This window comes from Rhodococcus sovatensis, from assembly GCF_037327425.1.
Classification (GTDB): Bacteria; Actinomycetota; Actinomycetes; order Mycobacteriales; family Mycobacteriaceae; genus Rhodococcoides; species Rhodococcoides sovatense.
Map to the genome: position 1 here is coordinate 5,213,843 of NZ_CP147846.1, position 12,919 is coordinate 5,226,761.

The 12,919-nt window shown below is 63.1% G+C and carries 11 protein-coding genes; 7 read left to right on the plus strand and 4 right to left on the minus strand.

The window, feature by feature from the left end; translation table 11 throughout:
* Window positions 1-2 precede the first annotated feature (2 nt).
* Both WDS16_RS24285 and WDS16_RS24290 read right to left on the minus strand, forming a co-directional pair.
* Window positions 3-1,196: a YbhN family protein gene (locus WDS16_RS24285; RefSeq protein ID WP_338888381.1), complete on the minus strand. Its 1,194-nt coding sequence runs from the start codon at window positions 1,194-1,196 to the stop codon at window positions 3-5.
* A 224-nt stretch (window positions 1,197-1,420) separates the two neighbouring features.
* A complete protein-coding gene (locus WDS16_RS24290) occupies window positions 1,421-2,875 on the minus strand; it encodes an adenylate/guanylate cyclase domain-containing protein (RefSeq protein ID WP_338893600.1) in 1,455 nt (484 codons plus the stop codon).
* A 154-nt stretch (window positions 2,876-3,029) separates the two neighbouring features.
* Between WDS16_RS24290 and WDS16_RS24295 the strand changes: the two genes are divergently transcribed.
* Genes WDS16_RS24295 through WDS16_RS24310 form a run of 4 tightly spaced genes read left to right on the plus strand, consistent with a single transcriptional unit; the run spans window position 3,030 to window position 6,229 of the window.
* Window positions 3,030-4,187 (plus strand): AI-2E family transporter, encoded by a 1,158-nt coding sequence (locus tag WDS16_RS24295; protein ID WP_338893601.1) that lies wholly within the window; start codon window positions 3,030-3,032, stop codon window positions 4,185-4,187.
* On the plus strand, window positions 4,180-5,316 hold the full coding sequence (gene macS / locus WDS16_RS24300) for a MacS family sensor histidine kinase (RefSeq protein WP_338888382.1): 1,137 nt from the start codon (window positions 4,180-4,182) through the stop codon (window positions 5,314-5,316). Before WDS16_RS24295 ends, macS begins: the two co-directional genes overlap by 8 nt.
* Window positions 5,317-5,332: 16 nt before the next feature.
* Window positions 5,333-5,962, plus strand: coding sequence for a response regulator transcription factor (locus WDS16_RS24305; RefSeq protein WP_338893602.1), 630 nt, complete (start codon window positions 5,333-5,335; stop codon window positions 5,960-5,962).
* 42 nt (window positions 5,963-6,004) lie between these two features.
* Window positions 6,005-6,229, plus strand: a complete 225-nt coding sequence (locus WDS16_RS24310) for an autophagy-related protein 2 (RefSeq protein ID WP_338888383.1) — start codon at window positions 6,005-6,007, stop codon at window positions 6,227-6,229.
* Between the two features lie 17 nt (window positions 6,230-6,246).
* On the opposite strand, the gene WDS16_RS24315 is transcribed toward WDS16_RS24310, so the two are convergent.
* Entirely contained in the window at window positions 6,247-6,615 is a 369-nt protein-coding gene (locus tag WDS16_RS24315) for a MarR family transcriptional regulator (RefSeq protein WP_338888384.1), read from the minus strand.
* Between the two features lie 187 nt (window positions 6,616-6,802).
* Between WDS16_RS24315 and WDS16_RS24320 the strand changes: the two genes are divergently transcribed.
* From WDS16_RS24320 to WDS16_RS24330, 3 genes are all read left to right on the plus strand, one after another.
* On the plus strand, window positions 6,803-7,996 hold the full coding sequence (locus WDS16_RS24320; RefSeq protein ID WP_338888386.1) for a glycosyltransferase: 1,194 nt from the start codon (window positions 6,803-6,805) through the stop codon (window positions 7,994-7,996).
* Complete coding sequence (locus WDS16_RS24325) at window positions 7,968-8,684, plus strand: DUF1707 domain-containing protein (protein ID WP_338888387.1); 717 nt, start codon at window positions 7,968-7,970, stop codon at window positions 8,682-8,684. The genes WDS16_RS24320 and WDS16_RS24325 overlap by 29 nt, the downstream gene beginning before the upstream one ends.
* Before the next feature lie 107 nt (window positions 8,685-8,791).
* A complete protein-coding gene (locus WDS16_RS24330; protein ID WP_338888388.1) occupies window positions 8,792-10,687 on the plus strand; it encodes a DUF2339 domain-containing protein in 1,896 nt (631 codons plus the stop codon).
* Window positions 10,688-10,735: 48 nt separating this feature from the next.
* Here the strand turns inward: WDS16_RS24330 and WDS16_RS24335 are convergent, their stop codons facing one another.
* Window positions 10,736-12,880, minus strand: a complete 2,145-nt coding sequence (locus WDS16_RS24335) for an MMPL family transporter (protein WP_338888389.1) — start codon at window positions 12,878-12,880, stop codon at window positions 10,736-10,738.
* Between the last annotated feature and the right edge of the window lie 39 nt (window positions 12,881-12,919).

The window sequence follows — 12,919 nt, forward strand, 5'->3', positions numbered from 1 at the left end:
GATCACGCCGGCTCGGGATCCGTCTTGTCGATTCCCGGATTCTGCGGCTCGCGGTGAGTGCTGCCGTCCCCGCCGAACTCGGCGTCCGTACGAGCGTTCTTCGCCTCACGCTGCAGCTCTTTCGTTTCGCGCTGCTCGAAGGCTATGTCGTATTCGAGGTCCTCATGCCGGTGGTTTCTGAACAGGACGAGGAAGACGATCCAGCCGACGATTGCGACGAGGATGAAGCTGACGGCCCGGTAGACGAATGCGGCTGCGACGGCCTGGGATGCACTGATCGACGCTGCGCTGGTGAGGAGTGCAATGAGAGTGGCGTCGACGACCACGAGTCCGCCCGGCGCCAGGGGGACCGAACCGACGGCTTTGGCTGCGGCGAAGGCGAACAACAGGCCGGACAACCGTGGTTCGGCACCGACGGCGAGACACGCGACTCCGAGGCACGCTACGTCGGCGAGTCGGTGGACGACGGACCAGGACAGTGTGAGCCCCGCGTCTCGCTTACCGAGCTGAACCGACTGAACCTGTTCGATGACCTCGTCGATCCGGCCCTGGCCAGCGTCGGGTGGCTGGTTCCGAACGTCGTTGACCTTGTGCAGCACCCACCGTGCCACGCTGCGAATCGACTGGGGGTGCTCGGAGACGTACCGCACGGCGAACACGATCGCGAGCACTCCCGCGATCGGTAGGACGAGTGTGAATGTATTGACCGACCCGCCGACGAGCAATGCGCCGCCGACACCGAGGACAGCCAAACCGGCTGCCGCGATGACGCCGGAGATGGCGAGCTGCCACGACGCCACGACCGGGCTCGCACCCCAACGCCTGGTCTCCCGGTATGTGAACGCCGTCGAAAACACCTGGCCGGCGGGAAGAGTAAGGGACATCGCGGTGCTGCCGTAGATGACCGACAGCGATTTCGACTGCCGAACCCGCACGCCACCGGCCTGGAGCAATTGCTTCTGAACCCGGCCGAACGCGCTCAAGGACACGGCCTGGGTGACGATGCATACCGCGAGCCAACCCCAGTGGATTTCGGTGAGCGCCTGCCACGACTCGTGCAAACGCGGCCACAGATAGATTGCCTCGCCTACGAGCAGTGCAATCAGGGCGATCCCGGCAACCCACTTGAGCCAACGGAGGCGGTTCCTCGTGCGAGGACCGCCGGCCGCGTGCTCGGATCTCGGTTCGGCCACCATGACAGGGTAACCACAACAACCATGCTCACTCCGCAGGCTCCGCTCGAGAACCATGCTCACTCCGCAGGCTCCGCTCGAGAACCATGCTCAGTCCGCAGGCTCCGCTCGAGAACCATGCTCAGTCCGCAGGCTCCGCTCGAGAACCATGCTCAGTCCGCAGGCTCCGCTCGAGAACCATGCTCAGTCCGCAGGCTCCGCTCGAGAACCTCGGTCACTCCGCAGGCTCAGGGGTGCTCGACCGGCCAGGCGAGATGGGTAAGCCTGCGCCGGCCACGGAGTTGAACCCGATCGCCCAGCTCCCAATGCTCCTGCTCTTCGTCGCTGGCGAAGTACAGAGCGGAGGTCGACGCCAACACACGGCCCGGACGCAGCTTCGACAATTCCGTCAATCGCGATGCTTCGTTGACCGGATCGCCGATGACCGTGTACTCGAACCGCTCCTTTGCGCCGATGTTTCCGGCGACCGCGAGGCCGGCGGACACGCCGATGCCGATGTCGAGCCCGGTGATGTCGTCGAGAGCGAACCGCAGGTCACGGGCTGCGGCGAGCGCGGCGGTCGGTGCATCGGGGCGATCGAGGGGTGCACCGAAGATGGCGAGAGCAGCGTCGCCCATGAATTTGTTGACGAAACCGTGGTGCTTGTCGATGACATCGACGACCACTCGGAAGAACTCGTTGAGAAGGACGACGACCTCTCCCGGCGGACGCTCGGACGCCGTCGCGGTCGAACCGACCATGTCGACGAACAGCACCGCGACGAAGCGAGTTTCGCCACCCAATTCGGTACCGAATTGCAATGCGCGGCGCGCCACGTCCTCGCCCACATGCTGGCCGAATAGCTCGCGCAGAACCCGTCGCTCGGCGGATTCCTCCATCATGCGGTTGAAGCCGACCTGTAGTCGACCGATCTCGCTGCCGTCGAAGACGTCGACCTCGACGTCGTTGTCGCCGCGCTGGACACGTTCGATGGCGCGACGCAGCTGGCGGATCGGATCGGAGATCTGGCTCGCGGTGAGCATCGACAGAATGAAGGCCTGCCCGATCGCCAGAACACTGAGCAGGATGATCGCGATGGCGAGCGAATCGGTGGAGAAGACCAGATCGGTCGTCAGCTGTGTCGCACACAGCAAAATGATCCCGATGACGGGCATCAGCGTGCCCAAGCCCCAGGTCATTGCCATTCTGGTGCCGACTCCCGGCGTCATGGTCCGGTCGAAGCGACCTTCGCTCAGAGCCATGGCAGCCACGGGACGCAGGATCCGCTCACCGAGCATGTAGGTGAAGCCGAACGTCACTGTCGCGGCCATGACAACGGTGACGATGACGGCGATCGCCAGCGACGGCATGTCGGTCACGGTGAGCACGACGAACAGGACACCGCCGATCATCCACAGGACGAGGTGCACGATGGCCTGACGCAGCGGCGCATGCAGCGTCGTCATCTGTTCCCGACGAGTCGGGGGACCGCCGCGCAGTTGCCAGCGGATGACCGATCGAAGCATCCGGGCCGCGTAGTAGAGACTGACGGCGCCTGCGAAGACTAGGTAGGCGCCGAAGATGTAGACGTTGCGAACCCGATCCGCGACGATCGACTGCGATTCCTCGATGGGAAGTCCGTAACGCACGAACGCGAACACGAGCACCGCACCGAAGAGATTCGACAGCAGCATGGAGAGCATATAGAGCGGCCAGCGACTCTTCAGAGTGAGCGAGACCGCTCTCAAAGATGCCAGCACAGGTTAAATTTACCGGGTGACCGAACGCGAGCCGCAGGCAGAAGCGTCAAACGCACTTTCGGGGGCATTCGAGGGGCGTTCGTCGGCCGCTGATTCGGTGCATCCGCTCGTCCGGGTGGGCGCCGAGTGGACGTGGCGGCTACTCGTCATCTTCGCTGGAATCATCACGTTCTGCTACATGGTCGCGCGGCTCGACATCGTCATCATCCCCCTCGGCCTCGCATTGTTGGCGTCGGCGATGTTGGTACCGATCGTCGACTGGATGCAGCGCCGCGGAGTGCCACGGGCGGCTGGGGTCGTCATCGCCATCATCGCGAGCATCGGCGTCGTCGCGGGCATCATGACGTTCGTCGTCGAACAGTTCATCGAGGGCCTGCCTGCGCTCGGAGATCAATTCACGACGTCGATCAAGAGCGTTCAGGAATGGATGGCGGACGGTCCGCTGCACATCAGCCAGGATCAAATCGACCAGGCGAGCGAGAACCTCGTCAAAGTCATTCAGGACAACCAGGCCGCAGTCACGTCCGGAGCGTTGACGACGGCGACCGTCATCGGTGAAATCTTCACCGGAGCCGCCCTGACCCTGTTCATTCTGATCTTCTTTCTGTACGGCGGAGATCAAATCTGGGAGTTCGTCACCAGGCTTGCGCCGACGGCTGCACGACGCAGAATTCGGTTGGCAGGCAGTCAAGGTTTCGGTTCGCTCGTCGGATACGTCCGCGCGACTGTTGCGGTCGCGGCGGCCGACGCCATCGGAATCGGAGCCGGCCTGGCCATTCTCGGCGTGCCGTTGGCGCTGCCGTTGGCGTCGCTGGTGTTCATCGGCGCGTTCATCCCGATCATCGGTGCATTCCTGACCGGATTCGTGGCGGTCTTCATCGCTCTGGTGACCAAGGGGTTGCTCACCGCGCTCATCACGCTCGGGATCGTGGTCGCAGTCATGCAGCTGGAGGGGCATGTGCTGCAACCACTTCTGCTCGGTCGTGCGGTTCGGTTGCATCCGTTGGCTGTGGTTCTGGCGATCACCGTAGGAATTCTGTTGGCAGGCATCGTCGGCGGACTGCTTGCCGTTCCTATCGTTGCGGTGCTCAACACTGCGATTCGCTCGCTGCTCGCCGAGGATCCGGACGAGGTATACGAGCAACTGGAGGAGAACGACCCCTCGAAACCGCTGTTCCCGGCGACCGCAGACAGCCCGCATGCGCGCAACCGTGAACTCGACCCGGGGTCGCTGAAGAAGCCGGACGATGACTGACGCTGTCACTCCGCTGTGGCGGGCGTCGCAGGCTCTGCGGCTCGTTACGCTGCTGTATGCCGTCAGCTATCAGATCGCGTCCATGGGGTACTACAGCAACGTCCGGCTGAGTTGGTTCTTCGTCTCCTTGATGGCCGTCTGGACGGGATTGTCAGCTGTGCTGCTCTCCCGCGCGAGCGTGCCGCGGTGGAAGGTCGTGCTGGCCGACCAGTTCGTCGTGATCGGCTTGATGGCGTCGACTCGCCTGGTCTCGGACTACGACTGGTACAGCAACCACCAGACACTCCCCACGACACTGTGGTCCACCAACGCGGTGATCTCGGCGGCAATCCTGTTCGGACCCAAGGGGGGAATCGCGTCGGGCATCCTTCTGTCCGCCGTGAGCGCGGTGGTACGGGACCAGATCGATCTCGATCTGTGGACAGACGCGACCGCGCCGGTCCTGGTGTCGGTCGGTCTCGCTCTCGGCCTGGCCAGCAACACCGCACGGCGTGCACACGCCGAACTCGAACGCGCCGTGCGGCTGGCTGCGATCACCGAGGAGCGAGAGCGGCTCGCCCGTCAGGTTCACGACGGTGTTCTGCAGGTGCTCGCGTTGGTTCGTCGGCGCGGTTCTGAAATAGGCGGGGCAGCAGGGGAATTAGCTGAACTTGCCGGTGAGCAGGAAGTAGCTCTGCGGATGCTCATCTCCGAACAGGGCGAGGCGAACCGAGTCGACGCGACCCAAGCGGAAGTCGACCTGCGTTCATTGCTGCGTCCCCGGGGGAGCACCACCGTCTCGGTGTCTGCCCCTCCGGACCCCGTACTGGTCGACAGAGTTGTTGCAGAGGAGCTTTCGGCGGTGGTCGCGACTGCCTTGTCCAACGTCGCGCTGCACGCGGGCGACGGTGCCCGCGCCTACGTTCTGCTCGAAGACGTGGACGGTGAGATCATCGTCAGTATCCGCGACGACGGTTTCGGTATCGCACCGGGACGCCTGGCTGCGGCCGAAGCGGAAGGCCGTATGGGAGTGTCGAAGTCGATCCTCGGTCGGGTCGAGGCCATCGGCGGGACGGCAGTGCTCGACACGGCCGTCGGTGCCGGAACAGAGTGGGAAATTCGGGTACCGAAGGGATCGCGAAGTGACTGACAAGCAGATATCGATCATGGTCGTCGACGACCATCCGATGTGGCGTGACGGAGTCGCCCGTGACCTCGAGGCGGCCGGATTTCACGTCGTGGCGACAGCGGACAGTGTCGGGGCGGCGGGGCGGCGTGCCACCGCGACGAAGCCCGACGTCGTACTCATGGACATGCATCTGCCCGACGGCAACGGCGCGGACGCGACCACGGAGGTGCTCGCAGGCTCGAAGGACAGTCGCATCCTGGTGTTGTCCGCCTCGGCCGAACGCGAGGACGTGCTCGATGCGATCAAGGCAGGTGCCACCGGGTACCTGGTCAAGAGCGCGTCTGCGGAAGAGTTGTATGAGGCAGTTCGCTCTACTGCAGCAGGTCAGGCCGTGTTCACCCCAGGTCTTGCAGGGCTTGTGCTCGGCGAGTACCGGCGAATCTCCTCCGCACCTGCCGTCGACGAGTCGATCGCTCGTCCTACTCTGACCGATCGGGAGACCGAGGTCCTACGGCTGGTCGCAAAGGGGTTGAGCTCCAAGCAGATCGCAACGAAGCTGACTCTGAGTCACCGAACCGTCGAAAACCACGTGCAGGCGACGCTACGGAAGCTCCAACTGGCGAATCGGGTCGAATTGACGCGCTATGCCATCGAACAGGGGTTGTGAACTTCGGTTTGCGAGGTCAGCGGTCGGGGCACTCTCCAACTCATGACCGACACCGACAAGCCCGTCGACACGACCGTCGATCCCACCGAGAAGACTCGCGGAACCGACGCCGATACGGCCCAGAGCTCGGACGAGCTCCGCGAAGCGATCGCTGAATTCGACAGCCATCTGGACGGCGCAGGCGACTCTCAGTCGTTGCCGACGCCTGACCCCGAGGACGTCGGCGGCGACCCGTCCGACCCGAAGACGATCACGCGCTCGGAGTAATCCAGCATCGGAGTAATTCAGCGCCGGACCAACCGCATCAGCGCGAGTTTGGCGACTGGCAGGTAAGGGATGATGAGGGCGGGCGAACCGCAGATTCTCAGCCAGGTCCGTGACCCATCCGTCCTCGACGCCACGCCGTGCGTCAACGTCAGCCCGACACGTCGGTGCTTCCACCACGCGCTCCATGTCCACATCCACTCGGACTCGTCGACGTCGAGTATTTCGAAGTCGACGTGAATCCACAGTGGGCCCTCGACGCGGCCGAACGTTCCGGCGGTGATTCGCTCCTCGGAGTAGTCGACGCCGACGATCTGCGTTGCCCACGATGACCACTGTCGTGGGTCCATGTACTTCTCCCAGACGGCTCCCGCAGGTGCGGATCCCACCGCGTCGATTGTGAACTCCATGAGTGTGTTTACCCGACGAGTGGCCGAAAAAAACGCAGAATGCGGTCATTTTCCCGGCTCGAGGGTCGTGAACGGTCACAGAGGCAACCCGATCGACACCGACAACGTCGACACTGTTCGCTTCCTCGTCGCTGGGTGGTAACGCCGCGGCGTCACACTCGCTGCAATGCGCATCGTGCAACTTGCGAACTTCTACGGTCCGCGCTCGGGTGGGTTGCGGACCGCGATCGATCAATTGGGCGCGGGATACACAGCACGCGGCCACGAGGTGACCCTCGTCGTACCGGGTGCGGTCGCGTCCGAGGAGGTATTGCCTTCCGGGGTTCTGCGGATCACCAGGCCTGCGAGGAAGATTCCGTTCACCGGTGGGTACCGTGCGGTAGATCCACGTACCACCGCCGACATCACCGCGGCTCTTCGTCCCGATGTAATCGAGGTATCGGATCGACTGACGCTTCGTGGCATGGGTGCCTGGGCGTCACGCCGAGGGGTGCACAGCGTCATGATCTCGCACGAACGGCTCGATCGATTGCTCGGGCAAGTGTTCCCACACGCGGTCGCTCGGGCGTTCGCCGACGTCGCAAACCGACGGACGGCCGACTCCTACGACACGGTCGTCTGCACTACTGCATTCGCTCGGCGTGAGTTCGAGCGCATCGGCGCCCGCAACGTTTCCGAAGTCCCCCTCGGTGTCGATCTCGATATTTTTCATCCGACGCGTCGTATCGATAATTCGAGAAACGGCGGGTCGAGTGTCGACGGCTTTCGCTCGCCCTGGCACGGTGACGCCGAACGACTGCTCGTGCATTGTGGTCGCCTGTCGGTGGAGAAGCGTGTCGATCGCAGCATCGATTCGGTTGCAGCATTGGTTGATTCAGGGATCGATGTGCGGCTCGTGATCGCGGGAGATGGGCCGAGGCGATCCGGATTGGAACGCCGAGCACGCGGACTGCCGGTCGAATTTCTCGGATTCGTCCACGGACGCGAAGAGCTCGCGGCACTCCTGGCATCCGCGGACGCTGCCGTGGCTCCGGGTCCGCACGAGACCTTCGGACTTGCTGCATTGGAGTCGCTCGCTTCCGGGACGCCCGTGGTGGTGTCGAAATCGTCCGCGCTGGCCGACATCGTGACCTCCGAATGCGGCGGGCGTTTCGACGACACCGCAGGTGGATTGGCGTCGGAGCTGTCCCGGGTCTTCGAGCTCTCGAATGCCGCCGGCCGAACTGCCGCCCGCGCCCGTGCCGAGCAGTTCGGCTGGCCCGCGTCGGTCGACGGAATGCTCGAGGTCCTCGAACATGGCAACCACGCCCATGGCCCCCTATCCTTGGGGCATGGAGGCGAGGGATTTGCGGGTGTCTGACGCAGAGAAGGAACACGTGGGTCAGCTGCTGCAGCGTGCGGTGGGGCAGGGGATGCTGTCGCTCGGTGAGTTCACCGAGCGGATGGACACCGCTCTCGCGGCCAAGACTCGCGGTGAACTCAATTCCGTCCTCGCCGACCTTCCCGGAATGCAGATCGCCGAGCAGCATCGACCGCCGAGCTGGCAACCGTCCCCGCCTACTGCACAGCCACATGCAGCTCAGCCACATGCAGCGCAGTCGTACGGACCGCAGACTTACGCATCACAGTCTTACTCGCCGCATGGCTACACCTCGCGCCCTCACAGCACACAGTCGAGCACGAACGACATCGTCCGCGGCACGATGTCCACAGTCACACGCAAAGGCCCGTGGCACGTTCCACCGCAGCTCGGAATTCAGAGCAAGATGTCGACCGTTACCCTCGACTTCACTCAGGCCATCATGTCGAGTCAGGTGGTCGAGGTGACGGTCGACGACTACTGCAGCACCCTCTCTATCATCGTGCCGCAGGAGGCGACCGTCGATCTCAATGCCGTCGAGACGGTCGGTGGAAGTGCGAGCAACAAAGTTCGTACCGGTCCTCCCATCGGTCCACTGCACGTCGTCGTGCGGGGCAAGATTCGGTTCGGGTCCGTCACCGCCAAGCATCCGTTCGGCACGTCAATTCGGAGAATGCTCGGGCACTGAGGCCGCCTACGCGATGTGGATGCCCGAACGTATGCGGGCGGAAGTACTCGGGTCGAGGGGGTAGAACTACTCACGACTTCGGAGACGCGGACGGCAAGTATCGATGTATGACGACACCAGCGATAGATCCGCGATTGATTTCAGGCCTCGCGAGCCAGTTCGCGACGCTGAGCGAACAGATGCGTCGGGTATCGGGTGATCTTGGCGTTCTCCAGGCGCAGATCGTTGCGCCGGTACCGCGCCAGCCTGTGCAGCAGCATCCAGCGCCGCCATACCCCCAAGCTCACGCACAGCCCCCGTACCCACAACCCGCATACCCACAACCCACACACCCACAGCAGACCCACCCACAAGCCCAGCCCCAACAAGCCCAGCCTCAGCAACCCCCGACGCCTCCACGTGCGCCGGCAGTTCGGCCGAGGCCACACGCACCGTCGCGGCGGGCGACATCAACGAAGAAGTCCGAGCCGTGGTGGCAACGTGACGGGGTCATCAGCCGTGTTCTGGCCGTCGCAGGCGCAGGCGTCACCCTGATCGGTGTGGTCATGTTGCTCGTCCTCGCGGCACAAGCCGGATGGTTCGGCCCGGAACTTCGAGTCGGCGCGGGCGCGGTGTTCTCGATCGCGCTGGTGTACATCGGGTCTCGGATCTACGGCAAGTCAGGCGGCAGAATCGGGGGAATAGCGACTGCTGCGACTGGCATCGCGGGTCTCTACCTCGATGTCGTGGCGGTGACCGTCCTCTACGAATGGCTCGAACCGGTCATCGGATTGATCGCCGCCTTCGGAATCGCGGCGGCAGGCGTCGCACTTGCGGTGTCGTGGCGGTCGCAGCCGATGGCGGTACTGATTCTGATCGGGGTCGCGATCTGTGCGCCCGTGGTAACCGGCGGAGTCACTTTGTCGCTCATCGCATTCTTCACGGCAACCTTCATCGCAAGCTTCGCGGCGCAACTGGGCCGAGACTGGCCGATATTGTCGGGCGCACGGACGCTGCCGGTCGTCCTCGTCACGCTGTTCGGAATTGCGCAAGCGGAGAACTGGGGTGCGTCCGTATCGGAGGCGATACCGCTTTTGATCGTGTCTGCCATCGTCGCCACGTTTGGGATCGGTAGTTCGGTGGAGTTGTTGCGTCGCAACGTCGCAGATGTCATGGCGACAGCGATGATGGCGGCATCGGCGATTCCGGTCCTGGTCGTGGGTGCTCTGTTCGAGCCGTGGACTGCAACGCTCGTGCACGGTCTTGTGGCACTCGGATGTCTGCTGGTGATCGCTGTGGGCACGTGGCTCCCCGCCGGCGCCAAGATCGTCCTTGCGGTGGTCGGTTCACTGGCACTTCTGCAGGCAGTGTTGGTCCCGACGTCGGTCGAACTCCGTCCGCTCGCGCTGCTCGTGGTTGCCGCGGTGTTGGTGGTCGCCGCGTATCGCACGTCGTCCGTGTTGGCCTACTTCGTCGGCGTAGCGTTCGCCGCCTTGGGGGCGCTCGGATATGTCGTCGTGTCACCCCCGGCTTCGATCACGGACTCACGCTATGCGGTAGATGAATTCGGTGTCGTTCTCGCCGGATTGCTACTGGTGGCGGTCGCGGCGGGCCTGGTGTACGTCGCTGCACAGCTGAAAATCGCTGACAAGAATCTGCAGGCGTTCTGGGTCGGGGCCGGCCTTGTGTCGCTGTACGCGCTGACATCGGCGACCGTTGCACTCGGACTTGTGGCAATCGGAGGTATGACGGGATTCGTCGCAGGACATTGCGCGGCCACGATCGAATGGATGGCAGTAGCGATGGCGCTGTTGGTCCTTGGATTGCGTAGTGAGAAGTATGCTCACACAGCGTTGTTGGCTGGCCTGTCGTTGACGGCGGCATCCGTTGCGAAGCTGTTCCTCTTCGACCTGGTTGCGCTCGACGGACTGTTCCGTGTTTGCGCGTTCATCGTCGTCGGATTGCTTCTACTCTTCGCCGGAACGCGATACGCGAAGGTGTTCGCGGATCGGGCAGCGAGCTGACGACTGTGCGCGGAAAACCATGCTGTGCTGTGGGTTTCCGCGCACGGATCAGAGGTACGTTTCGCCCAGTCCCAATTTCTGCTGAACTCGCTTCATCCACTTCGGAGCCCACCACGCGCTATCGCCGAGAAGCTTCATCACCGAGGGCACCAAGAACATTCGAATCACGGTGGCATCGATGATGAGGGCAGCGATCATTCCGTAGGCGATGTACTTCATCATGACCAGATCGGAGAACGCGAAGGAACCGGTCACCACGATGAGGATGAGCGCAGCAGCAGTGATGATCCGGCCCGAATGGGCGGTACCGATCTTCACGGCTTCAGTTGTGCTGGCCCCCTTCTCTCTCGCTTCGATCATGCGGGAGAGTAGGAAAACCTCGTAGTCCGTGGACAATCCGAACACGATGGCACCGATCAAGAGGAGAATCATCGCCATGATCGGGCCGGGCGTGAAGTTCATCAGGCTCGCACCGTGGCCGTCGATGAAGATCCAGGTCAGTATGCCCATTGTCGCGCCCAAGCCGAGAGCGGTCATCAACACGGCCTTGATGGGCAACACAAGCGAGCCGAAGGTCAGGAACATCAACAGCGTCACGATCAACACGACGAGTAGCGCCGTCAGCGGGAGACGGTCCTCCAGTGCAGCGATCGAGTCGTACTCGATGGCAGGCGTCCCCGCGACTGACACCGTTGCACCGTCCGGGATTTCCATGCTTCTCAGGTGCTCGATGGCCTCGGCGGAATCGTTTCTATCTTCGAGTCCGGCTTTGAATATGATGATCCCGTCTTTGCTCGACCCCTCGGGTGTGAACTTCTCGATAAGGCCCGGGGCCTCGTTCGCCTGGTTCGTGATTTGCCCGAGGGACGCGCCCTGAGCACCCTGGATGACGAGCTTGATCGGTTCGGTGCGCTGACCGGGGAAGAATTCGTCGAACTGCTCCTGGGCGACGCGCGTCGGGTTGTCCGGTGGCAGATAGGTTTCGTTGATCCCGCCGAATTCGATCTTGCTGACCGGGAGCGTGAGGACGAGCAACCCGAGCACGATGACGACAGCGACCTTGATCGGCCTGCGCATCACCCACTCGGTCAGCTTGCCCCACATGCCGTTCTCGATCTCCGCGGACGACTTGGTCTTCCGAATGAACTTGAATCCGAATGCGTCGACTCGCGGGCCGAGGATCGCAAGCAGTGCAGGGAGAACGGTGACCGCCGTCAGTGCAGCGAGTGCGACCGTGGCGATGGATCCGTAGGCGACCGACTTCAGGAATCCGTGTGGGAACACCAGTAGCCCACCGAGGCTCGCGACGATCATCGTTGCCGAGAAGACCACGGTGCGGCCGGCTGTCATGACCGAACGCCGCACTGCGTCGCGGGTCGACCGTCCGTCTCCGAGTTCCTCACGGAACCTGGAGACGATGAACAAGCCGTAGTCGATCGCAAGACCGAGGCCCACCATCGACACCACCGGCGCGACGAATGTGTTGACCTCGGTGAAGTTGGTGAACACACGCACGATTCCGTTGGCGCCGACGACCGTCAGACCGCCCACGATCAACGGAAGTGCCGCGGCGACGACACCTCCGAATACGAAGAACAGCAGTATCGCTACCGCGGGAATCGCGAGAATTTCCATCCGATGGATGTCCTCGGACATTGTCGACTGCAGGGCGCCCGCCACTGCTTGCAGACCGGCCACCTGCACGTCGACGCCGTCGATGTAGAAGACATCTTTGACGGCCTGAAAGTTGTTGGTCAGCTCTGTGTCGTTGTCGCCGACGATCGCGATGCTGGCAATGGCATGTTGTCGATCCGCGGTCGCCAGCGCGGGAACACTGAGCGTGCCCTCGACGGGGAAGTATGTGCCGTTGATCTTCAGAATCTGATCGGGATGTTCGGCGACAAGGGTTTCCAGATTGTCGGCAACTGCAGCGCTGAATTGGGGATCGTCGACGGTCCTGCCCTCGGGTGCCGTGTACAGCACGATGACGTCGCCCTGTGTGTCTCGGCCGAAGGTGCTGTCGGCGAGAATGCCGGCTTCGACTGACTCGGAGCCGGGATCGTCGAAACCACCTTGACTCAAATGGTCTTCGAAGCCCACTCCGTATCCGGCCATCGCCAACAAGCCGGCAATCATGACGCCCAGCACTGTGTAGCGCCAGCGGTGGACGAGATCTCCCCAGGTGGCGAACACTCAGGCTGCTCCTCGCAAGTTGTCGGACGGCTGGCGGTG

What these genes read in the sequence shown, in the direction of transcription:
- WDS16_RS24285 (WP_338888381.1), bottom strand. Translation starts at nt 1,196, where the DNA reads ATGGTGGCCGAACCGAGATCCGAGCACGCGGCCGGCGGTCCTCGCACG.
- WDS16_RS24290 (WP_338893600.1), bottom strand. Translation starts at nt 2,875, where the DNA reads ATGCTCTCCATGCTGCTGTCGAATCTCTTCGGTGCGGTGCTCGTGTTC.
- macS (WP_338888382.1), top strand. Translation starts at nt 4,180, where the DNA reads ATGACTGACGCTGTCACTCCGCTGTGGCGGGCGTCGCAGGCTCTGCGG.
- WDS16_RS24305 (WP_338893602.1), top strand. Translation starts at nt 5,333, where the DNA reads ATGGTCGTCGACGACCATCCGATGTGGCGTGACGGAGTCGCCCGTGAC.
- WDS16_RS24310 (WP_338888383.1), top strand. Translation starts at nt 6,005, where the DNA reads ATGACCGACACCGACAAGCCCGTCGACACGACCGTCGATCCCACCGAG.
- WDS16_RS24320 (WP_338888386.1), top strand. Translation starts at nt 6,803, where the DNA reads ATGCGCATCGTGCAACTTGCGAACTTCTACGGTCCGCGCTCGGGTGGG.
- WDS16_RS24325 (WP_338888387.1), top strand. Translation starts at nt 7,968, where the DNA reads ATGGAGGCGAGGGATTTGCGGGTGTCTGACGCAGAGAAGGAACACGTG.
- WDS16_RS24330 (WP_338888388.1), top strand. Translation starts at nt 8,792, where the DNA reads ATGACGACACCAGCGATAGATCCGCGATTGATTTCAGGCCTCGCGAGC.